This is a genomic window from Chryseobacterium sp. MDT2-18 (assembly GCF_030815285.1).
Taxonomy (GTDB): Bacteria; Bacteroidota; Bacteroidia; order Flavobacteriales; family Weeksellaceae; genus Kaistella; species Kaistella salivictor.
In genome coordinates this window covers 247,570-269,585 of the sequence record NZ_JAUSWQ010000005.1, presented here as the reverse complement: position 1 = coordinate 269,585, position 22,016 = coordinate 247,570, and the positions used below count along the sequence as shown (strand labels likewise).

Here is a 22,016-nt window from a genome sequence, read left to right as displayed (position 1 = left end):
GCTGTGGAAAAGATGTTTCGTATTCGTCCACAATAACTGATATTAGTTCTTCGGTAGAAAAACTTCCGCCAGCATGCATCTTGCGCTTCCGCCGCCGTTGACTTCAATCGTATTCAGATCGGCATAAATGATTTCGCAGTAATTCTCTATTCTTTGAATTTGTTCCGGAGTCAGTGATTTGTAAGCCGTTTCGCTCATCACTAAAAACTGAGTTCCTTCTTCGTTTTGAACCTGTACCATATTACCGGCAAACTGGTGAAGCTGCTCTTCAGTGATTTCAATGATTTCTTTTTCGGTTGATTTGATGACTTCCTGTACTTTTTCCCTTTCCAGTTCATCATCGATACAATCAAGGCAGATTACCACAAATTGTTCTGCAACGCACATCATCACATTGGTGTGGTAAATGGGTAATCTTTGATTTCCGACATTTTGATGCGAATGGAAAACAACTGGCGTGTAGTCAAACTGCTTACAAAAATCACGGAATAATTCTTCATCTAAACGGAGAGAAACAGAACCGTAGGCGATTTTATAGTCATGGTCGAAAATCATACTTCCCGTTCCTTCCAGAAATTTGTCCTCATTTTCGGGAGATGATAAATCGTCGACCTCCTTAATTACAAAGCCTTCATTGCGAACGGTATCTAAAATATCGGCGCGCCTTTCAACTCTCCGGTTGGGCGCAAACATCGGGTACAAAGCCACTCTTCCGTCTTCATGAAAACTCACCCAGTTATTCGGGAAAATAGAATCCGGGGAATGGGGTTCTAAAGTATCTTTCACCGTAATCACCTGAATTCCTTTGTCTCTAAGTTTTGCAACGAAATTATTGAATTCCTGAAGCGCTTTTTCCTGAATATCGGCTTCTTTTTGTTCAACCTGAAAATAATTGTTTTGAGCAGTTTGAGAATTGTAACCGAAAGCGATCGGTTCTACCATCAGAACGGTATTGGCTGTTTGCATGAATTGTATGTTTTAGCAGGATATTCACCCCTTTATGTCACAAAAATACTTAAATTTATAGACAATAAAAAACCTATGTTAGAAATTGCCTGTTTTGAAGTGACCTCTGCGGAAACCGCCTGCCAGTCGATGGCGGATCGAATCGAATTCTGTGATAATCTGGAGCTCGGCGGTACCACTCCCGACTTTTACGAATTTTTGCATCTCAAAAGAAATTATAAAATGCCTGTTTATGTGATGATCCGACCGAAAGGTGGGCCTTTCTTTTATTCTGAGGATGAATTTGTTCAGATGAAAAACAGTATAATCACTTTTAAAGAAGGAGGAGCAGACGGTTTTGTGTTTGGGGTATTGACTTCTGACAACGAAATTGACGTAGTCAGAAATAAGAAACTTCTCGAGCTTGCCGGAGAAACGCCGTGTACTTTTCACCGTGCTTTCGACCGGACCGCAGATTTGGAAAAATCTATTCAAACTTTAATTAAATTAGGTTTCAAAACGGTGCTCACTTCCGGTGGAAAACCAACAGCCATGGAAGGAAAAGAGATGCTGAAAACTTTAATTGAAAAATATTCCGATAAAATCGAGATTCTGATTGGTGGCGGCGTACGTTCCAAAAATATTTTGGAATTGAAAAAGTTTACGGGCGGAAAAAGTTTTCATTCTTCTGCGATCAGGGATTACGATACTTTCGTTACCGACAATGAAATTAAAAAATTGAAACTGTTAAGTTCTTAGAACCTTTATTTAAACCTCAAAAGACACCGGAGTTTTGTACTTGAAAGAAATTTAAAAGTTCAAAAAAATGGTATTGAAAATCTGACTTTTGTAAATTTAGCGTCATTCAGTTGAAAAAATGTTTACCGCAAAAGATACAAAAGCATTCTGCTATAATAAGTAACTCAAAAGACTGCAAAATGTAAGTGGAATAAAAATTCTGTTTTTTTGAATTCTTTTGGCAATCTATTTTCACATTACTTTTTTGTCTCTTTTGCGGTTAAAAAAGAATTCTATTTTTAAAATTATTCCCTCACCAAAGGCATCGTAGAACATCTGAGCAAGCCACCCATTTTCGAAATCTCACGATACGGAATTTCTTCCACCGTCATTCCCCATTCGTTTCTCAGGTGATTGTTCATTCTTGTAAATGAGGAGTCGGAAACGACGATTTCCGGTGAAATCGAGAAAATATTAGGATACATTTCGAACATTTCTTCATCGGTCACATGAAAGCAGTTTTCTTCACCGAAAATATCCAGGATCAGAAGATAATCGCTTTCATCCACAAAACCGTCTTTATAAATTATGCATTTATCGGTCCCGACAGGATTGAAAGTACAGTCGAGATGCAGGATTCCTTTATAAGGTTCGCGGTCGTTTTTCTTTAATTCAAAATCAAGAATTCTCTTTTTAGGAAAATACTCCTTCAGGATATTAATGGCGTATTCGTTGGTCCGGGCGGTTTTGAAATTTCTGTAATCTTCAGAAAAACAGGTTCCTATGAAAAGAAAATCGTTCCAGACGATCACGTCGCCACCTTCGATGTGGGCTGTTTCTGGAAGATTGATGATGTCTCTCCATTTCACTTCTTCGAAAATTTTACGATAGGCTTCCTGTTCATCCGCACGGTCGGCAATCACATTAGAAATAATCATTTTGTCATCAATAACAAAAGCGACGTCACGGGCAAAAACCTGATTGTAATTTTCGATAATTTCCGGACGGAATACCTGAACACCGTATTTTTTTAATATTTTTTCAAATTCGTTCATCTCGTGTATGACCTCTTTTTCGGTAGGATAAATGCCTTTCTGAATGGTGTCATAAGATTTCGCATCGTAACTTTCCTCTAAAGTGGGAATGGCTCCTAAAGAATTAGGCTGCCCCAGAACAACCGATTTAAGCTTTCCTGTTTCATTTTTGATATTGAGTTTCATACGATATTGCTGATTAGAAATTTAAAGAAGTAATTAGTTTGTTTTGATTTTAAGAATAGGTTTCAAATATAACAAAGATTTTTTTGTCTGTCATCATTTATCTGCTATTTTGTCATTGGAAATGATTCTCAAGAAATTGTTAAAAAACAGGATAGGTAAAGGTAAATTTATTTAAATTTATTTAAAATATGGTAATTGTTGTTAATGTTTAGTTAAAGTTGAAACGAACCCCTTTTTATGAATACTGATTTAGCACTAAATTTGTTTAGTAAACAATTAAATATAACGTTTTAAATATTTTATGACGATGAGAAACACCTTAAAAAAACTGATTCCGTATGCAGTAGTAGGAGTAATGTCTGGAGCCACAACCTTTGGCGCATTCAATTACTTTAATGTAAAAAACCATGATTCAGATTTTAATTATTTTGCTCCCAAGACAAGCGATGCAAAATACGCCTCTTTTAATATGGCGGGAGTAGGCGATGACTTCGTGAAAGCTGCCAAAATGACAGTTCCAGCCGTAGTGAGTATCAAAAACTTTTCCAACAAAAAAAGCAGAACAAGTGATCAGGATATGTTTGATTTCTTTTTCAATCCTTTTGGCGGAAATCCAAGACAGCAGCAACAGGCTCCGCCGCCTAATATGCCTACCGGAATGGGTTCTGGAGTAATCATTTCGCCGGACGGTTATATTATTTCAAACAACCATGTAATTGCCGGTGCAACCAAATTAGAAGTCGTTCTTTCTAACAAGAAGTCTTATGTTGCCAATTTGGTAGGTACGGATCCGACCACCGATATCGCCCTTCTAAAAATCGAAGAAAAAGGATTGCCTTACCTTAATTTTGCGAATTCCGATAATGTAGAAGTCGGGCAATGGGTTTTAGCAGTCGGAAATCCGATGGGTTTAAATTCTACGGTTACCGCAGGGATTGTTTCTGCAAAAGGACGAAGTATCGATTTGCTCAGCCAGCAGTCTAAATCGCCGATTGAAAGCTTTATTCAGACCGATGCGGCCATTAATCCGGGAAATTCAGGTGGAGCGCTGGTTAATCCGAATGGTGAATTGATCGGGATTAATTCTGCGATCTCTTCCAAAACCGGTTATTATGAAGGGTACGGTTTTGCGGTACCATCGAATTTAGCAAGAAAAGTAGTTGAAGATATCAAACAGTTTGGATTGGTACAGAGAGGATTTTTGGGCGTAGTGCCTTTGGATCTTTCCGATGAAAGAACTGTTGCCGCCTACAATCAGCAGAAAAAAAGCAATCTGAAAAGTGGGGACGGTGTTTATTTAATTGAAGTTGCCGATAAAGGGGGAGCTGAAGATGCCGGTTTAAGAACGGGTGATATTATTACCAAAGTTGATAATACGGCGGTTTCCAGTTATTATGACCTGTCCTTTGCGGTAGGAAGTAAAAGACCAGGCGATAAAGTAGCAGTCAGTTACCTGCGTAACGGAAAACAAAACACCGTAAATGTGACTTTGAAAGACCAGACAGGGGGAACTTCACTGAGAAGCAAGGCGGATTTAAGTGTTACCGAGAAAATCGGCTCAGAATTCGAACCATTAAGTGAAAAATTCAAAACCGATTATGGTTTAACCAGTGGCGTTATTGCCAAAAATGTACAGGATGGCAGTGAAATGTCGAAAATCGGAATTGTCGATAATTACATCGTCATCGAAGTGAACGGTAAACCCGTGAATTCCCAAAAAGACATAGAGAAAATTTTGCAGGGTTACAGCGGAAACGTACAGGTGAAATATGTTGACGAAATGGGCAGAATTACGACAAGAGGATTCAAAATGCCTTAACTGGATTGATTAACAAATAAAAAAAACGCAACTTTTTAAAGGTTGCGTTTTTTTTATTTGTTAAGTTTCCGTCGCTGTCTTTTTTTTCTTTCATAAATTACCTCTGTAATCTTGCCGCCGATCCATGCAAAAGGGAAGAAGGTAAGGAAGATTAAAATTTTATAAAAGGTTGGATGATACGGGAAAATAATGATGTCCAGCATCGCCATAAACAGCAAGATAAAACCTATTAATATGGCATAAGCCACTTTCGCGTATTTTACAATAACTGCAGTAACAACACCGCCTACGGTCGCCGCAATGCCGGAAGAAATGAGTAAGGCTACAAAAAAATAAGGTTTGTGCTCCATCGATTTCAACAGTGTTTCCCATCGTTGAAAAGGGGCGTATTCCCCGTAGGTAATCCACGATGAGTTCAGCCTTATTCCCAGTGAAATAAGAATTGCCGCCACAACCAGACCTGTGAGAACTGCAAATGTATTTCTTAGAAAGTTCATTTAAAATTGATGTGCGATCATAGAGATTTCGATGTCTACATTTCTCGGTAAACAAGATACCTGAACTGTTTCTCTTGCCGGATAACTTTCCGGGTTAAGGTAAGAGGCATAGATGTCATTCATCACGGCGAAATCATCCATGTTTTTCAGGAAAATAGTTGCTTTCACCACGTTATCGAAGGTGAGTCCTGCTTCAGTAAGAATCGCTTCTAAATTTTTCATCACCTGATGAGTCGCTTTATCAATGTCTTCTTCTATTTTGCCAGTTTCTGAATTAAAGGGAATCTGCCCGGAAATATAAAGGATTCCATTCACAAAATTCGCTTGTGCATAAGGTCCAATCGCAGCTGGAGCTTTCGAAGTAGAGATAATCTTTTTCATAAGTAGGTAGTTTTTTTAAGTCATATGGAATCGCCTCTATTTGTGTTTGTTTACAGTATTTGATAATGGCGATTTCATAGGATTGATTTTTGGCAAATATAAAACTAAAGTTTAATTCTTTAAAATTTAAAATGGCGCATTGGGTTGGGTGAAACTTCGATCCTTATATTTCACTGCATCACGCAGAATGTTGGCTTTGATTCCGATAAAGAAATCGTACACTTTGTACTGTCCATAGGGAATCCAGTTAAAGTTGATGGTGAAACTTCTTTGGTCACGGGAGAATCCTAACTGCGTGGTCGCGATTTCTTTGGTGACAATATCGTAATATAAGTTTCCTGTGATATTCCAAAAAGGCGTTAATTTAATGCTGCCATCTAGTCCTAATGACGCTACATTGTTCCCGAATCGGGTTAAGGTTCGGGTGTAACCATACTGTGCATTTACATTTAAAGTCCAGGGCTGTTTAAATCTGGCGTAATGATCTTCATCAAAATAATAATCTTCATTCCGTATTTCTCCTTTGGTTTTATATTTCTTCGCGAGTTCTTCTTTTTCACCAAAGATGGCTTCACTCAACGGATAAGAAAGTTGTGCATTGAAACCCTGTATGCTGAAATGTCCGAAGTTTTCTGTTCTGATGCCGGTTTCACTTCCTGGGGCAAAAATAATCTGATAAGGCTCCAATGTTAAGTTGGTGTTCAAATTCAATTTTTCAAATAAGGTGGTTTGTCCGCTGAAACTGAACAGCGACCATTTATGATTGGGTGCCGCGAAATTGTAATTGGTATTGAAATTTAAACTTTCAAAAATTTTCAGCTTCTTCGTTCCGGTAGAGTCTTTTTTAGACTTTACTTTCATCTCTAAATTATTATTGACCGAAAAACTTAGCGCCTGTACCAGACCTGAGTTGGGAGAGCCAATAATACCGCGGTCAAAAATAGAGTAGGGCGTCATTTCGCCACGGTCATTATAATAATTTTTATAATATCCGAAACTGGCCGCGGAAAAATCCGGCGAATAACTGAAGCCGATCTGTGGAGTCATCATGTGACGAATCGCCTGAATGGATGAATTTTTTTTGAAATTTAACATTCCGTACAGAACAGTCTGTAAACTCGTGCTGGTGGAGAAAGAAGAATATCCTGCGATTTTATTGTTTAGCAGATCCTCTACTTTATTGGTAAGCGGGTTGTAATTTCTCGTCAGTGTTTTGGTGGTCAGCGCATTATCTACATTCGCAGAAACCGAGAATGTGAAAAATTTCGCAATAGTGGTATTGGTTCCTAAGGTAATGTTGTTTCGGAGTCCGGTTTGCATTTTATCCCACATCGCTTTGGTAAACAGCTCGCCCTCATTTGTCTGCACGTAATTATTCAGGTTCAGCCCTGTATTTACCGTAATGTTTTCTAATAAGCCTTGTCGGATTCCCGTCTTTGGTTTGAATAAATAAAACTGGTTGATCGCCACATTCATGAGCGGAAGTTTTAAATCTGATAAACCGGTCGAGAAATTCTGAGAATAAGAAGAAGTTCCTGTAATGGTGACCGGTAAAGTCAGGAATCTTTTAACAATACTGACTGATGAATTCTGTTGCGCGTTGAGGTTGTTTTGATTAAAGGCGTAATTATTATTTACGGTATTATTATAGAACTTGTTGCTCACCACATCCACGGATGCCGAGAAAGTAAGAAATGGATTGGCTTTGGAGTCCTGCTGGTGTCGCCACGCAATCCGGTACGTTCCTGTTTTGGAATAATCGGCAAGACCCTTTATCCCACGTACAGTTGTTCCCATATCCGCAGAAAAGTTCCCCGTATATTTGTAATTCTTTTTATAATTGATTTCAGGTTTTAAATTCCAGCTTCCTTTGGTATAGAGGTCGGCCAGAATTTTGAAATCAAAATGTTCCCCGATTGGTTGGTAATAGCCCAGAGAATTCAGGAAAAATCCAACATCTTCTCTTTCACCAAAACTTGGAATTAAAATCCCTGCGCTTCTTTTATCCGAAAAGGGTAAAATCGCAAACGGCATAATCAAAGGCGTAGGAACCTGTTCGATATACATCTGAATCGGTCCGGTAATGACCTGCGATTTATTTTTTCCTTTAATTAATTTAATGTTGGGAGCGAGCAAATAGTAATCCGCGATCGTATCTTTTTTCTTGATGAAATATTCGTCGGTGGTATATTTTCCTCTTTTCATAAAGAAGACCGAATCGTTATATTTCTTTGTTTTTTCGGCAACGATTACCCCTTCGCTTTCCTCAGTCCGGGCATTGAAAGCGATTGCCTGGCGGGTTTTGATGTTGTAGGTGAACTCATCGTACTCGTAAGTTTTGCCTCCCTGAATGGCGGCTGCAGGTTTTATAATCTTCCCCAAAGAATCGAGTTCTCCTCTTGCAAAGACCAGCGACTTGTCCCAGTCAATAGAGATGTAATCGGCATCGATGGTCATGTCCTGGTATTTCACCTGCGCATTTTTGTTCAGGTAGGTCATCTTTTTTGGGATGTCGTTTCTGGTGCGGTCGGCTTTTGTTTTCACCACTGCTTGCAACTGTTCTTTCTTTAGAACAACCGTATCAGATTTGGGTACAGTCTTAGCAACTATCTTATTTCCAGTCAAATTTTGAGCATGCAGATGTGCTAAAAAATTGTTAAAAATTAGGATAATTAAAACGAGAGGTATATTTTTGAAGCCAGTTTTGACCAAAGCGCTTTTATTCTATTATATATTATATATTGCCGTCAAAATTAATATAAATTTTAAAATTTACCGATGATTACTGATAGTTTTTCTTTTAAAAAATATTTATTCCTTTTTTTCTCATTGATATTTATTCTTCCCAGTGCTCAAAAAAAGTTCACGATTGTCCTGGATGCGGGGCATGGTGGCTCTGATCATGGGGCAAACAGGTATTACAGTGAACTTGGAACTTTACGGGAAAAAGATGTTACCCTGGCTGTGGTATTGAAATTAGGGCGTATGCTCGAAAAAAGCAAGGATTTTAAAATCATATACACCCGGAAAATCGATGAATTTCCGTCATTAACCGATCGGACTACCTTAGCGAACCGGAGTAAAGCAGATTTATTCGTCTCCGTTCACTGCAATGCAAGTACGAAAACTTCGCCATATGGAACCGAAACCTTTGTGCAGGGTCCAGATCAGAATAAAACAAATCTTGAAGTGGCCAAAGCAGAAAATGATGTGATTTTCCTGGATGAAAAAGACCGCGAGACCTTTGCTTCGTACGATCCGAAATCTCCTGAATCATTAATTGCGCTTAAAATTCAGCAAAGTAAATATTTAGAAAGCAGTCTTCTCTTCGGCAGTTTTGTAGAAGGGAATTTTGAAAAAAAGAATCAGCGGTTTTCGCGGGGAGTAAAACAACAGAATCTTCACGTGCTGCGGTTAAACGCGATGCCTTCTGTTTTAATTGAAACCGGTTTCATCAGTAATTACGAGGAAGGAATGTATTTGGCCTCGGACAAGGGTCAAAATGAAATTGCGGAAAGTATTTATGACGCTATTGTAAGTTATAAAAAAGCGATTGAAAGAAATGGAAGCATTGTAAATGTGCCAAAAGAACCAGAGAGGCCGGCAGAAATCGCTTTGAAAAATGATTTCAGAATTTTACTGATGTCATCACCGATGAAGTATAACAGCAGTGATCCGGCTTTAAAAGGCCTGAATTACGTTCTAACGATCAAAGACAATGATTTGTATAAGTATTATTATAGCGTGACTAATTTGGCCTCTGTTCGGGATAATAATTTAAAAACGGTTAAAGATGCCGGCTTTAAAAATGCTGTGGCGATATCATTTGTACCCCATCAGAAATTAGGTATTGGTTATTATACTTTAGAAGTTGCGGTGAGTGATCAGAAATTAAGTGCCAATTCTGCGGTGCTCAATACCTTGAAAGACGTGATCCGCACAAAGGAGAAAGGCAAGTTCTACTATACCTACGGCAAGTTTTCCAGTTTAGAAGAAGCGGTAAAAGTGCAAAATGATCTGGAGGGAAAAGGAATTAATAATTCGGTGATTCAAAAAATTTCAAGATAATTTTGAAAAAATGTTGCAGGATTAAAAACTAATTTCTATTTTTGCAGTCCTCAAAGCAAAGGCCTATTCGTCTAGTGGTAAGGACTCAAGATTTTCAGTCTTGCAACAGGGGTTCGATTCCCTTATAGGCTACTAAAGATGAAAGTTTTTGAAAAGTTTATTAAAAAAGATTTTGTAATTAAAAAAAGATTATTATCTTTGCACCCAAGTTTTAAGAAGATATGGCAAATCATAAATCAGCTCTGAAAAGAATCAGACAAAGCGAAAAGAGAAGAGTAATAAACAGATATTACCACAAGACTGCTAGAACGGTTTTGAAAGTATTGAGAAATGAAGAAGATAAAGCTGCCGCTACCTTACAGTTGCCATCAGTAATCTCTTTGTTAGACAAGTTGGTGAAGAAAAACATCATCCACAAAAACAAGGCGGCCAACCTTAAAAGTAAGTTGACTAAGCACGTTAATAAATTAGCGTAATTATATAAAAAAGCAAAGACGCACTGGCCCGTTCGTCTATCGGTTAGGACCTCAGGTTTTCATCCTGGTAAGAGGGGTTCGACTCCCCTACGGGCTACCAAACTTCCGAAATTAATTTTTCGGAAGTTTTTTTTGTGCCCTGTTCATAGGTTTGTCTAAATTTACAATATCATGGAACCAACTTAGGATATCAATGTTTTAATAAATCCTTGCATTTCTCAAGGCGATGAGCTTTTTATCACGCAGGTTAAAGAAAAATGATCAACATAATTTCAAAAAGCGGCATTATTCACTATCATTTTTCGCTGCACAATTTATTCTTGCTGATAAAAAGTTGTCTTATTATTGTAGACTAATCATCAGCAAATTCTATCAAAATATTTTAATTCCAGCCAAAAAAACCTGTGATGAATATAATCGTTACAGGTTTTTAGGTCTTTCCGAGGAGGATTAAGTTATTCTTTTAATGATTCGTGATATAGTTTTTCTGCACTCCATTTTGCATGGCGGGACGGCACGATCTTAATTCCTTTGTTCCGGGAGTACACTTTAGTAAATTCTGCGCCAAAAAAGATGAGCATACAGGAGTAATTAATCCACATCATAATTAAAACGATTGTTCCTGCGGTCCCGAAAGCGGAGGTTGGTTTCAGTTCTGAAAAGTAAAGACTGAGCAAAAACTTGCCGACGGTAAAAAGAAGTGCCGTAAGAAATGCGCCCGGCCAAACCGCTTTCCATGAAATTTCTGCATCCGGAAGAACCTTAAACATAAAAGCGAAAACCAGGATGACCAGGATAAATCCAGACAAATAATTCACGGTCTCCATTAAAACATAGGTTTCAAATCCTAACCGAAACATGATGAAATTATTCAGCAGGCTGATCAGGGAAGAAAGAACCATCGTAATCATTAATAAAAAACCAATCACGATAATCATTCCCAGAGAATTGGCGCGGTCGAGTAAAAATTTGATAATGGCTTTTTTCGGTGCTGCTTCTACGTCCCAAAGTTTATTTAATGATTTTTGAAGCTGAAAGAAAACGGTCGTTCCACCGTAAATCAGCGAAGCGACTCCCAATGCTTTCATGAAGATATTCTGCCGGTCTATCAACGCTCCTGCGATCATGTCCTCGATACTTTGGGCGGCATCCTGTCCCATCACACTGTTGATCTGATGGCTGATTTCACCACGAATGGCTTCTTCCCCGAAAAAGTTTCCGGCAATCCAAATAATGATAATCAATAATCCCGGAATCGAAAAAATCGCATAATAGGCCAAACTCGCAGCGTCTTTACCCGCCGGCGAATTATTCCATTCGGTGAAGGTTTCCATTAAAGTCGTCCATAAAAAAGTTAACTTCTTCATCTCATTATCTTTTTTTTAGAGTAAAACACTTATTTTTTTTACCATAGAGTTACCAAAGAATACTTCAAAAAGTAATGTGGTCTAACTTTTTTCATCAAATTATCAGAAAGGATAACCAATTGCGATATTCAAAATCAAATTGTCTTTTCTCCAGGCACTGCTTCCAAAATCAATTTTATCAAAAGTCCAGCGGTCGCCTTCTTCATAATAAGGAATGCGGAGAGGCATTGCCAAATCCAGTCTTAAAATAAGAATTGAAAAGTCAAGTCTTAATCCGACGCCGGCACCAACTGCGATTTCTTTTACAAAGTCTTTGGAGAATTTTCCACCCGGACGGGTAAGATCCTCATTCACGAGCCAGACATTTCCTGCATCAGCGAATACGGCGGCATTTAAAAACTTATAAATATTCGCGCGGTATTCTGCATTCAGTTCTAATTTAATATCTCCGGACTGATCAAAAAAGAAAGACGCATTTTGGATTCTTGGATCATAACTTCCCGGCCCTAAAGTTCTGGCTCTGAAGGAACGAATACTATTACTTCCGCCCACAAAGAACTGTTTTACGTAAGGCATTGTCATTGAATTTCCGTAAGGATATCCGATTCCTGCAATAAACCGCGTAGCAATAGTACTTTTATCGTTCACCTTTCTGTAATATCTGAAATCATGTTCCATCTTCGCATATTGACTGAAAGGAATATTGAAAAGTTCTTTTTGTTTTCCGGCTTTTGCATCGGCGCCACTCACTAAACCGGTGATTGTTCCTGCCAAATCTGTACTTCCTTTATAATAGAAAGTGTTCTTTTTCGGAAGCATCGTATTGGTATAGGTGTAACTGTAAGTGGGACCAAAAATCAATTGTTTGTCAATTACTCTTTGAAGCGATGGATTTGCCGGGATTTCTTTCGATGGATTTCCCTTAATTTGTTCCAGATACTTCTCTGTTACCTTTTGTGGGGCAACAACGGTTACATCCAAAATTTTTAATTCATGTTCCTTTCTTTCGTTTTCTTTCCAAAGATATCCGAATGAAGTCGTGAAACTGTGCAAAGTATACAATTGAGTTCTGCTCAGATATTCATAACCGATATTGATGTTCGTTCGCGGAACATAAGCACTTGAAGAATGAAATTTGAAAGGCGCCACAATTCTCGGAATAGAAAGTTGCGCATTGGCACCGACTCTGACAATATTGTTCGCGTCTTTTGGACCGCCGACCTGAACATCTGCTGCGCCATAAATAGCCGCTTTTAACTGTTCAGCGCCGCGGAAAAAATTCCGGTGCGTCCAGTTCAGATTAACTTCTCCACCGGTATAATTGGCGGAATTGGTTTTTCCTAAAGTTTCTAAACGCAAAGACTGAAAAGGTCTCGGTGTCAAAAGATAATATGCATCAAATTGATGATTCAGTGAATCTGAAACGATAAACTCATTTTTCACAAATTTGAAAACGCCTAAACTGATCAGTCGGTTCAATGAAAGATTGTGGTCTGTTCGGTTGTATAGATCTCCTTTGTCAAAATAAAGCGTACGGTCGAAAATTTTCGGTTTGAATTTATTTTTAGGATCGATGATGTGAATGTTGTTGTATATTTCTACAGAATCGGTATTATAAGGAACTCCATATTTCCCCAGTTTTACGTCTCTGATATCATAATCTGCAAAAACGATCGTTTTGTCTATCGTGAACTGGTCTTTTGCCAATGCCGGCGTATTGTTTTTCAGTTTTACGAAAAGTTCAACTTCTGGTTTTTGGGTTACGGTACTGTCTGCCTGAACAATAATATTATCAGGACTGAAATAATAAAAACCGCGGTTTTTTAGATGTTCATCAATTCGCTCACGCTCTGCTTTGATTATGTCTAAATCGAAAGGATTTCCTGTTTTTAAAAAAGTTTTATCCTTTATCGATTGGATTTCAGAATTGATAACGGTAGAATCTTCGGGGAAATTAACTTTGCTGATCAAATATCTTGCACCAGGTTTTAAGGTGTAAATAACCTGCGCTTTTTTATTTTTAGAAATGGTGTCTGATGACGCTTTTGCATTAAAAAAACCTTTGTTTTCAGAATAATTTACGATGATCTTTTTATTGAATTCCCGATCGACATCACCCAGCAAAACGGGTTTTTCTCCGATTTTATATTTCAGCCAGTAACCAATTCCTTTTTGTTTTTTAGGTTCTTTGGAGATATTGTAAATGTAAAGTTTAGGCCTTAAACCTAAAAAAGAAGAATTCGGTTTCGGGCGAAGTTGCTCCTGAAGTGCTTCTTTTAAATTTGATTTTTCTTTTTTTGAGAGCGTATCATTTTTAATGTTGATTTTCGCGCCGATATATAACAATTGACCTTCCTGCAGAAATTTGGTATTGCTACAGGATGAAATTAGGAATGCCAAAGAAAGTGTCGTGATTATTTTATAATAAGAATTGTTCAGTTTTATCATTATTTTGAAGACGTATTTTGTTTTCTGAAATTTTTATTTTTCCTGGAACGTTCGAATATTTCCCTGAATTGATCGTAATCTAAGGTGATGATAAATCCAACGCCGGTTTCGATAATCTGTCCTTGCAAGGCGACCTGATAATCGTTTTTACGGTAAGCACGCAGCATGTATCTGCCGTTTTTAGAAAGACTGTAATCCAAAGTAATATCGCCTGCGATATTGGTCATCTGTTCATTTTGTCTGGCATCTCCTTCCAAAGCGAAATTGTTTCCCACCGTCACTTTTAGGCGGTCATCAAATAATCTTTTGGTCAGGCCGACATTCAGATCGGTTTTTTCATTTTTATTGCCGCTGGAATAATCTTCAGTGGATTCCAGATCAAAATTCAATTCTACGCCACCAATTAAATCCGAAGCCAAATTGTTCAGCTGATCCGATAAAATCCGACTCACACTTTGTTTCGCTAAAGTAGAAGCCGACAAACCGGTTTCACTTTGGAAAGGGTTTTCACCCACGAATCTGTTTAAAAGAAGCAAGGCAAAAACCTGTTTATTCATTTCGGATTCCTCGCGCCGCAACTGATCGAGTTTCGCCGTCGTATTGTCAATCACTTCAGAAGAGACAGAATTGTTTTCCTTAGAAGTGGTGATGTCAAAAGTAATCACAGGTTTCAGCAATTCACCTTTCATGATCAGTAAAGTGTTGAACGGTATTCTTTGCTTGTACTGATTGAGTTCGCTGGCAGAAGCGGTTGCCAATTGCTGCTGCAATAAATCGAGTGGTGCTGCGTCGGTTTTGTACACTGCGGTAATGTCTAGATTTGCCGTCATCGGTTCGCCCGTCCAGGTAATGGTGCTTCCTTTTTCGATTTCAAATTTTCTTTTCAGTAAACTTACCGACATTTCGTACGCTCCTTTTTCAACCTGATAAATGCCGACTAAAGTGGTTTTTCCTGAAGGATCGATTCCACCTGTTAATTGTGCTTCACCTTGAAGTTTTACAAAATCACCATTCGCCTGATCGATAATTAATGAGATTTTCGCGTCTTTAACGACTTCGATATTCACGTTCACGTCCATTCCTTTAATTTGGCTTTGGTCGGTTAGTGAATCTGCTTTAATAGTTTTTTGTAAAGCAATTTGATCTTGATCAATGAATTCTACAATTCCTTCACGCTCTTGCAAAGCAGGTGAAGATTGCGGTAAAACAAAAGTGAAATCGGTTTTATCGGTCACCTTTAAATTTCCGTCAACCTTTGGTAAATCCATATTACCACGGATTTTTAAATCGGCATTCATCGCGAGAACGCCGTACATTATTTTGTCGTTGTCTTTTTCAGAATCGACTACTTTAAAGTTTCTCGCTTTTACATCTAAGTTAAAAGCAAAATCTTTGTAAGTTTTGGTAAGCACGGCTCCGTCGATTACAATGGCATTTCCGGATTCATCTTTAATTTTAAAACTATCGAAATCAATTCCACGGTTGGTGAATTTTATTTCATCATTAATGTTTTTAAAACGGCTTCCCAATTGGGTTAGTCCCAGACCAACTTCGTTAAATTTAATTCCGCCCAAAATATTTGGCGCATCGGTTTTTCCGCTTATTTTTAAATTTCCGGAAAGATAACCTTCAGCTTTTTCAATGGCATTCATCGAGAATCCCTGAACCGTTTTCATTTGAAGCTGATTCATGTTGAGGTTCATATCCAAATCGCTGGATTTGGTATTGTAAGTTCCTCCCAGTTTTACATCATTATCAAAGCCGGAAAGTGCGATATCTGCAAGGATTAAATCCGAAGATTGGTTATTGGCTTTAATTTCTAAATTCCCGGCCGGACTTCCGTAAACATACAAATCAGTCACATCAATATCTGACGTAAAAGTCATATTGTTTTGCAAGTCGCGGATTTGTGCAGTTCCATTAATATTCCCTTTTGCCAGAAGCGAATCTTTTTTAATGAGTTCGGTAATGGTTTCAATTTTAAAATCTTTTATGGAAATATTCAAAGGACTGTTTGGAATATTTGTTTCAGATTGAACACTTATTTCACTTCCATTATTTGAAATTGCAAAGTTGTTAGCCAAAATTCCTTTGCTGCTTAACTGGATATAGTTATCAGATGAAACTTGCCAGTTGTCGTAATTTAAAGTTAAACCATCAGGATTTAACCTGATTTTTGTGAGGTCGCCCATCTTTTCAACATTTCCTGCGATCAGAAATTTCGTGACGTCTTTTTCATCTTTGGTAGAAGCGTTGTAGGAGATGAGATTGTCTTTAATGCCGCCATTTAAACTTAATTTCATTAGAGCAATTTTTTCATTTTTAAAGTCTGCCAGTTTCACATCATAAACCAAGGCGTCATTCAAATTATTAATGGTTAAAACGCCGCCGCTGATTTTATTCGCACCGTAAGTCACTTGCGGAATTTGTCCGCTGACTTCTAATTTCCGGGAATCGGCATTATAATTTCCAGCCAAAGTTATCGGTTCAAATTCCGTTAATTCTGGAACAAATTTCCGAAGTAAATTATCGTCTTTAATTTTAGCATTAAAAGTAAAAAACTGGTTTGAATCGATTTTTTCAACTTTCGTTCCCGGCTTTTGAAACTGATAATATTGGTTAATTGTGTTTTTCAGCGAACCTAAGATTTGTGTCAATTTATATTTCCCTGTCAAATCGATATCTGCGATTTGGGATTGCAGTGTAATTTGATTCTGATCTGCGGTTGAAACAGCTTTTAGAGAAACTTCCTGCAACGGAAAAATATCTTTGGTGTCAGAAATCGCAAAGTTTTTTACATTCAAATATCCGTTCGGAGCGTCGGGATTTAAACTCGTGAAATCGCCGTCGATATCTCCGGCCAAAATCATTTGATCTTCGTAAAAACCGAGTTGGTGTAAATCCAGTTTTCGGATCGTTCCTTTCACTTTAATGGTAGGTTCTTTTTGCGAAAAATTACCGGAAGCCAATAATTTTAAGTCCGCATTTGGATCTTTAGAATCGAGATTAACAACATAAGCGCCATGATTTACTTTTCCGTTCAGCGCCATATTTTGGTACGTATAACCTTTGTAAGCAACCGATTTGATGTTTCCTTTAATGTCGGCATTCGCTTTATTGGGATCGAAATTTTGTCCTTTCACCGCGATTTGTCCGGTGATGGAACCAACATCTTTATTCTGAATAATTTTTCCGATTTGTAAATTTTGCAGGTTCGCCCGAACATCGTAACGTTCCTGATTTTTACGTTTCATATCGACTGATGCTCGAATTCCGGCGTTTCCTAAAGTGGAAGTTACGACCAGATTTGTATTGACAATCTGAGTTGTTCCTTTTGCTGTTCCCGCAATTTTAAAATGGGAAGGAAGCGTAATATTAGTAGGAATCGTATTTTTTGGAACTAAATTATAAATAGTTTTTGCAGACGAAGAAAGTTCCCGAACATTTAAATCATAATATAAATGGTCTGTATTCATCGCGTTTTTAATCGTTCCTGAAGCCTTAACTTTTAACTGGTCAATTCCCGAAAGTTGCAGGTTTTGAATCAGTAATTCATTAACTGTTCCTTTCAGTCTGGCATCAATATTCAGAATCGCATTCGGATATTTATCAAATGGAACTGTATTTTTTAAAGTTGGAACGAGCATTAAAATATCTGAAAAACCAACTTTAGATTTTTGGATGTTAGCCGAAATTTTCACTGCGCCAGGATTCGCTGAAAGTTGTTCAATTGAATTATAATTTAAAACAACTTCATCACGCAAAATGGTTTTTGGAGTTTGCAGATACAGTTCTTTCAAATACGCTTGTTGATCTTCAAACACGAAATCGGTGGTGAATTTCTGAATATATAAGCCACGACTTTCCTTAATTTCTGCTGATTTTATAGTTCCGGCAAAGCTTCTGTCTTTCATTTTGAAATCAGAAAGAACGACATCCATTTTAGAAAAACTCAGGTGATTGAAGTCCATTCCACTTTTGGTATGAGCAATCGCGGTATTATCGTAAATTACTTTTACATCGTCTAAAACTAATTTATTCAGTAAAAGCGCTAATGACTTTTCGTCTGTTGAGGTGGAAACTTTTTCTTCTTTTTTCGGATGGGCATTTTGCGCCGGCAGAAATAATTTGGCATTAATGTCTGCTCCTTTTAAATACAGATTTTCAATTCCGAAATTGCTGTTCTCTAAATCGAGTTGATTTATTTTCGTGCTTAATTCTTTGAAAATAATTTTAGCAAAAGTTTTGGTATTGTCGTCGCCGTAATCAATATTGAAATTGGTGAGTTTAATTTTATTTAAACCTAATTTCAGCGGACTTTGTTGTTTTAAAGAATCAACTTTTTCTACAACTTTATTGGCAACTTCTTCAACTAAATCCTGTTTCAATTTCAATCGCAATCCATCCATATTGATGTCATTCACTGCGTAATTATTTTTTTTGAGATCGAAAGTTTTTACGCTGGTGTCAAATGATTTAAAGTAAAGATTAATGTCATTCCGGGATTGATTATCAATAAATGAAATCCCAATATCTTTAAGTTTAATTTTATCCAAAGAAATAATAAACGGTTTCGAAGGAGTCTGCTCTTCATCTTTGGTAGCAAAAGCATCGATGATATAATCGAAATTAAAAGTGCCGTTTTCGTTGCGGACTACATTTGCTTTCACCCCTTCTAAATTGACAGAAGTAATATCAGCTGTGTTTTTGAGAAGTTTAGGAATGTTTAAACCAACATCCAGTTTTCGGGCAAATAAGAGTGTGTCTACCTTTTGACCTTGTATGTACAGATTTTCCATCACCAAACTATTGGGGAAGCTGACATAAACACGGTCTAAAATCACTTTGGTTTTTATTTTTTTTTCCAGATAATTCACCAGTTTTCCTTTGGCAAAATTCTGAACAGAAGGGAATTGTAAACTGAAAACCAGGACCATCAATAACACCAGTAAAGAGGCGATGAAGATTCCGGTGTACTTTAAAATCTTATGATAAATATTCACAAATTAGAGTTTGAGGTGATTACAAAAATACATTTTTCTAAAGGAGGACAATGAACGAAACCTGCGATGCTCCTATTTTACGAAAAATGGGGATGAACCAGTTTTTTTTGTAACAATTATTAAGCCTAAAAGCCTTTATTTTCAGTAAAACCATATCTTTGTAAAAATTTCTACATGAAAATTTTAATATTGAACGGCCCTAATCTCAATCTTTTGGGAACCCGCGAACCGGAAATTTACGGAAGCGTTTCTATGGAACACTATCTTGAGGATTTAAGGCAGGAGTTTCCGCAACACGAACTTCTCTATTATCAGTCGAATGTTGAAGGTGAAATTATCAACCGTCTGCAAGAAGATGATTTTGAAAGTCTGGTGATCAATCCCGGCGCATTTACCCATTATTCCTATGCAATCGCCGATTGCCTGAAAAATATTTCGCAACCGAAAATAGAGGTTCATATCAGTAATATTTACACCAGAGAAGAGTTCCGCCAGAAATCCGTAACGGCTGCAAATGCGGATGGGATTTTAAGTGGTTTCGGAATGAAAGGATACCGATTGGCAATCTTGAGTTTGCATTAGAGAATTCATTTCTTAAACAATCAACCATTTCATATTGCTGGCAGTTTGTTGCCTAATTCTGATATTCCTCATACTCATTCCACTGCGATTCGTCGAAAGAGTGGCTGTCTTCTGCGAGAAGTTCTGCCTCACGATCCAGGTGTTCTGTCATCGTGAAAGTTACTTTGTCGCTCAACTGCTCTTTTGCCAATTTTCGCGTCATCGCTTTATCGATCACCATAAATCTTTGCCCTAATCTTCTGGCCGCATACGCGCGCATTCCGGTTGCTTTTAAAATGTCAACAGCCATATCTACAGCGGTTCCTAACGTTTCACGGTAAATATTTTCCACACCGTTATTGATGAAATCATAAGCATCAAGACGGTTTTTTGCACGGACGAATATTTTCAGTTGTGGAAAGTGTTCGCGGGCATATTCGAGAATAAATTTATTTTTTTCAGGACTGTCCAGACAGAGAATTAAAAGATCTGCGGTTTCTGCACCGGCAGATCGAAGAATTGCCGGTTTGGAAGCGTCACCATAATATACTTTAAATCCTTTGGAACGCAGAAGATTGATACGTTGCGGATCATTATCCAGAACGGTTGCGCTGATTCCGTTCACTCTTAACAGCCGTCCCACGGTACTGCCGAAATGACCAAAACCTACGATGATGATTCTTTGCTTTTCGATAGGCTCTTCCAGTTCAGGTTCATCATTTTTCACGTCGTGAATGTGTGGTTCGATCAACTTTTCATTAATGAGTAAAAGAATTGGCGTTACACACATGGTAATTGCAGTGATGGCCATTAACTGCGCGTTGAGTTTCGGGTCGAATAAATAGAGTTTTGTAGAATAGTTGATCAGGACAAAGGCAAACTCTCCAATTTGTGAAAGTCCAAAAGCCACCAGAAGGTTTTCATGCAGTTTTAATTTAAATAATTTTAAAACGCCTGCCAAGACGATGAATTTCACAATTAAAACAATAATAATGGTAGTGAAAATAAACATCGGATCTCCCATGATGACGTGGAAATTTATTGTAGATCCCACGCTCACGAAAAATACAGCCAACAGTAAACCTTTGAAAGGGTCGATCTGGCTTTCCAGCTCATGGCGGAATTCGCTGGTTGCCAACATTACGCCGGCGATAAATGCGCCTAAGGCGGGGCTTAATCCGACAGCATGCATCAGTTCAGAAACACCAATGACCAGGAAAAGGGAAGAAGCGGTGAGCAATTCGTTCATACCGGAACGGGAAACATACCGGAGAAACGGAACAAATATATAGCGTCCTAAAATAATCAAAGCAATAACACCTAAAATAATCGAAAACGGTTGTAGCCAGTCGGGGAGATATTGCAACAATAACTGGTTCTCGTCAGTATTTGATTTTTTGGCAATAACCGGCAAAAGCGCGATAATTGGGATTACGGCAATATCCTGAAAAAGAAGGATGGAGAAAGAGGCTTCACCAACATCAGTTCTGAAAATATTTTTCTCTTTTAAAGTCTGCAAAACAATTGCTGTGGAAGATAAACTGAAACATAAGGCGGCCACCAATGCCTGATCCTTACGCCAATCTGCCAGGTAAAAAATCAGATATAACAGGGTGACGGTGATGGCCATTTGTCCTAATCCCATCCCGATTATTTTCTTTCGGATTTTCCAGAATTTTTTTGGTTCGATTTCCAGACCAACTAAAAAAAGCAACATGATGACGCCGAATTCTGTGGCTTGCATAATGTCATTGGAATCGTTCCCTGTCAGTTTCAAACCAAAAGGGCCAATGATTATTCCGCCCAATATAAAACCGATCACCGCACTTAGCCCCAGTTTCCGAACCAGTGGAACCATTACGATTGCAGCACCTAAAAAAATTAAGGCAGTTTGGGCTAATGAACTTTCATTCATGATGTTTCTAAAGTTTTTGTAATTTTATGACAGATTGTTTTTAACTGTTCTTCCTGCAGATCATCTGATTCGTAAACGGCAATGATTTCTTTTACCTCAATTCCCGTTACCTCCAAACATAATGCAAGCGGTCTCATCAATTCTTCGATGGTGGTTTTATACAATCCGTTTTTCTGATAATGTTCCTCTTTCGCCCCAATCGTTACAATAATGATGGCGTCTTTATTCATCAGTGGATGATCATTTTCGTCTTCAGCTTTCCAGCTCATGTCGAAAACTTCGTCAATCCATAGACGGAGCAGTGGTGGCAGGCCAAACCAAATTAAGGGAAAGTGAAAAACCAGCCGTTCATATTCTCTTATTCTTTTTCTTTCTTTGAAAGTCGCGATATGAAAATCCGGATATTCTTCATATAAATCTTTAAAAGTCAGCAGGTCAGAAGTTTCATACGCTTTAATAAGTTCAATATTCGTGGTTGAATATTCAAAATAAGGATGGGCAAATATGGCCAGCGTTTTTTTCACGGAATTTGAATTTTTATAAAAATAGTGAAAAAATCAAAAAAATCTCTATTTATT

At 37.8% G+C, this 22,016-nt stretch carries 15 protein-coding genes and 2 tRNA genes; 7 read left to right on the top strand and 10 right to left on the bottom strand.

Features of this window, described 5'->3' with window-relative positions; all coding sequences use genetic code 11:
• Positions 1-42: 42 nt before the first annotated feature.
• Positions 43-966, bottom strand: coding sequence for a citrulline utilization hydrolase CtlX (gene ctlX, locus QF004_RS07680; RefSeq protein ID WP_307424626.1), 924 nt, complete (start codon positions 964-966; stop codon positions 43-45).
• Between the two features lie 75 nt (positions 967-1,041).
• On the opposite strand from ctlX, the gene QF004_RS07675 reads away from it, so the two are divergent.
• A complete protein-coding gene (locus tag QF004_RS07675) occupies positions 1,042-1,704 on the top strand; it encodes a copper homeostasis protein CutC (RefSeq protein WP_307424624.1) in 663 nt (220 codons plus the stop codon).
• Positions 1,705-1,988: 284 nt separating this feature from the next.
• Here the strand turns inward: QF004_RS07675 and QF004_RS07670 are convergent, their stop codons facing one another.
• Complete coding sequence (locus tag QF004_RS07670) at positions 1,989-2,903, bottom strand: dimethylarginine dimethylaminohydrolase family protein (protein WP_133438907.1); 915 nt, start codon at positions 2,901-2,903, stop codon at positions 1,989-1,991.
• 307 nt (positions 2,904-3,210) lie between these two features.
• Between QF004_RS07670 and QF004_RS07665 the strand changes: the two genes are divergently transcribed.
• Positions 3,211-4,722: a trypsin-like peptidase domain-containing protein gene (locus QF004_RS07665; protein WP_307424619.1), complete on the top strand. Its 1,512-nt coding sequence runs from the start codon at positions 3,211-3,213 to the stop codon at positions 4,720-4,722.
• Between the two features lie 53 nt (positions 4,723-4,775).
• Here QF004_RS07665 and QF004_RS07660 read toward each other — a convergent pair whose 3' ends face one another.
• The 3 genes from QF004_RS07660 to QF004_RS07650 all read right to left on the bottom strand — a co-directional run bounded on the left by QF004_RS07660 (position 4,776) and on the right by QF004_RS07650 (position 8,312).
• The gene (locus QF004_RS07660) at positions 4,776-5,219 is read right to left on the bottom strand and encodes a hypothetical protein (RefSeq protein WP_307424617.1); all 444 of its coding nucleotides are present in this window, start codon (positions 5,217-5,219) and stop codon (positions 4,776-4,778) included.
• Positions 5,220-5,600, bottom strand: a complete 381-nt coding sequence (locus QF004_RS07655; RefSeq protein WP_133438904.1) for a Rid family detoxifying hydrolase — start codon at positions 5,598-5,600, stop codon at positions 5,220-5,222.
• Positions 5,601-5,726: 126 nt separating this feature from the next.
• Positions 5,727-8,312, bottom strand: coding sequence for a putative LPS assembly protein LptD (locus QF004_RS07650; RefSeq protein ID WP_133438903.1), 2,586 nt, complete (start codon positions 8,310-8,312; stop codon positions 5,727-5,729).
• A 66-nt stretch (positions 8,313-8,378) separates the two neighbouring features.
• On the opposite strand from QF004_RS07650, the gene QF004_RS07645 reads away from it, so the two are divergent.
• From QF004_RS07645 to QF004_RS07630, 4 genes are all read left to right on the top strand, one after another.
• Positions 8,379-9,668 (top strand): N-acetylmuramoyl-L-alanine amidase, encoded by a 1,290-nt coding sequence (locus QF004_RS07645; RefSeq protein WP_133438902.1) that lies wholly within the window; start codon positions 8,379-8,381, stop codon positions 9,666-9,668.
• A 60-nt stretch (positions 9,669-9,728) separates the two neighbouring features.
• A tRNA-Glu gene (locus QF004_RS07640) sits at positions 9,729-9,800 on the top strand.
• A gap of 89 nt (positions 9,801-9,889) precedes the next feature.
• Positions 9,890-10,144: a 30S ribosomal protein S20 gene (gene rpsT / locus QF004_RS07635; RefSeq protein WP_133438901.1), complete on the top strand. Its 255-nt coding sequence runs from the start codon at positions 9,890-9,892 to the stop codon at positions 10,142-10,144.
• A gap of 25 nt (positions 10,145-10,169) precedes the next feature.
• Positions 10,170-10,244, top strand: a tRNA-Glu gene (locus QF004_RS07630).
• A gap of 355 nt (positions 10,245-10,599) precedes the next feature.
• Here the strand turns inward: QF004_RS07630 and QF004_RS07625 are convergent.
• The 3 genes from QF004_RS07625 to QF004_RS07615 form a co-directional block, all read right to left on the bottom strand.
• The gene (locus tag QF004_RS07625; protein WP_133438900.1) at positions 10,600-11,511 is read right to left on the bottom strand and encodes a YihY/virulence factor BrkB family protein; all 912 of its coding nucleotides are present in this window, start codon (positions 11,509-11,511) and stop codon (positions 10,600-10,602) included.
• Positions 11,512-11,613: 102 nt separating this feature from the next.
• Positions 11,614-13,959 carry a BamA/TamA family outer membrane protein gene (locus QF004_RS07620; protein ID WP_307424611.1) on the bottom strand — a complete coding sequence of 782 codons (2,346 nt, stop codon included), beginning with the start codon at positions 13,957-13,959 and terminating at the stop codon, positions 11,614-11,616.
• Positions 13,959-18,896 carry a translocation/assembly module TamB domain-containing protein gene (locus tag QF004_RS07615; RefSeq protein ID WP_373456883.1) on the bottom strand — a complete coding sequence of 1,646 codons (4,938 nt, stop codon included), beginning with the start codon at positions 18,894-18,896 and terminating at the stop codon, positions 13,959-13,961. The genes QF004_RS07620 and QF004_RS07615 overlap by 1 nt, the downstream gene beginning before the upstream one ends.
• Positions 18,897-19,136: 240 nt before the next feature.
• Here QF004_RS07615 and QF004_RS07610 point away from each other — a divergent pair, with 240 nt between their 5' ends.
• Positions 19,137-19,544 (top strand): type II 3-dehydroquinate dehydratase, encoded by a 408-nt coding sequence (locus QF004_RS07610; RefSeq protein WP_133438898.1) that lies wholly within the window; start codon positions 19,137-19,139, stop codon positions 19,542-19,544.
• A gap of 52 nt (positions 19,545-19,596) precedes the next feature.
• Here QF004_RS07610 and QF004_RS07605 read toward each other — a convergent pair whose 3' ends face one another.
• A complete protein-coding gene (locus tag QF004_RS07605; protein ID WP_133438897.1) occupies positions 19,597-21,438 on the bottom strand; it encodes a monovalent cation:proton antiporter-2 (CPA2) family protein in 1,842 nt (613 codons plus the stop codon).
• The gene (locus QF004_RS07600) at positions 21,435-21,962 is read right to left on the bottom strand and encodes an NAD(P)H-dependent oxidoreductase (RefSeq protein WP_133438896.1); all 528 of its coding nucleotides are present in this window, start codon (positions 21,960-21,962) and stop codon (positions 21,435-21,437) included. The genes QF004_RS07605 and QF004_RS07600 overlap by 4 nt, the downstream gene beginning before the upstream one ends.
• Between the last annotated feature and the right edge of the window lie 54 nt (positions 21,963-22,016).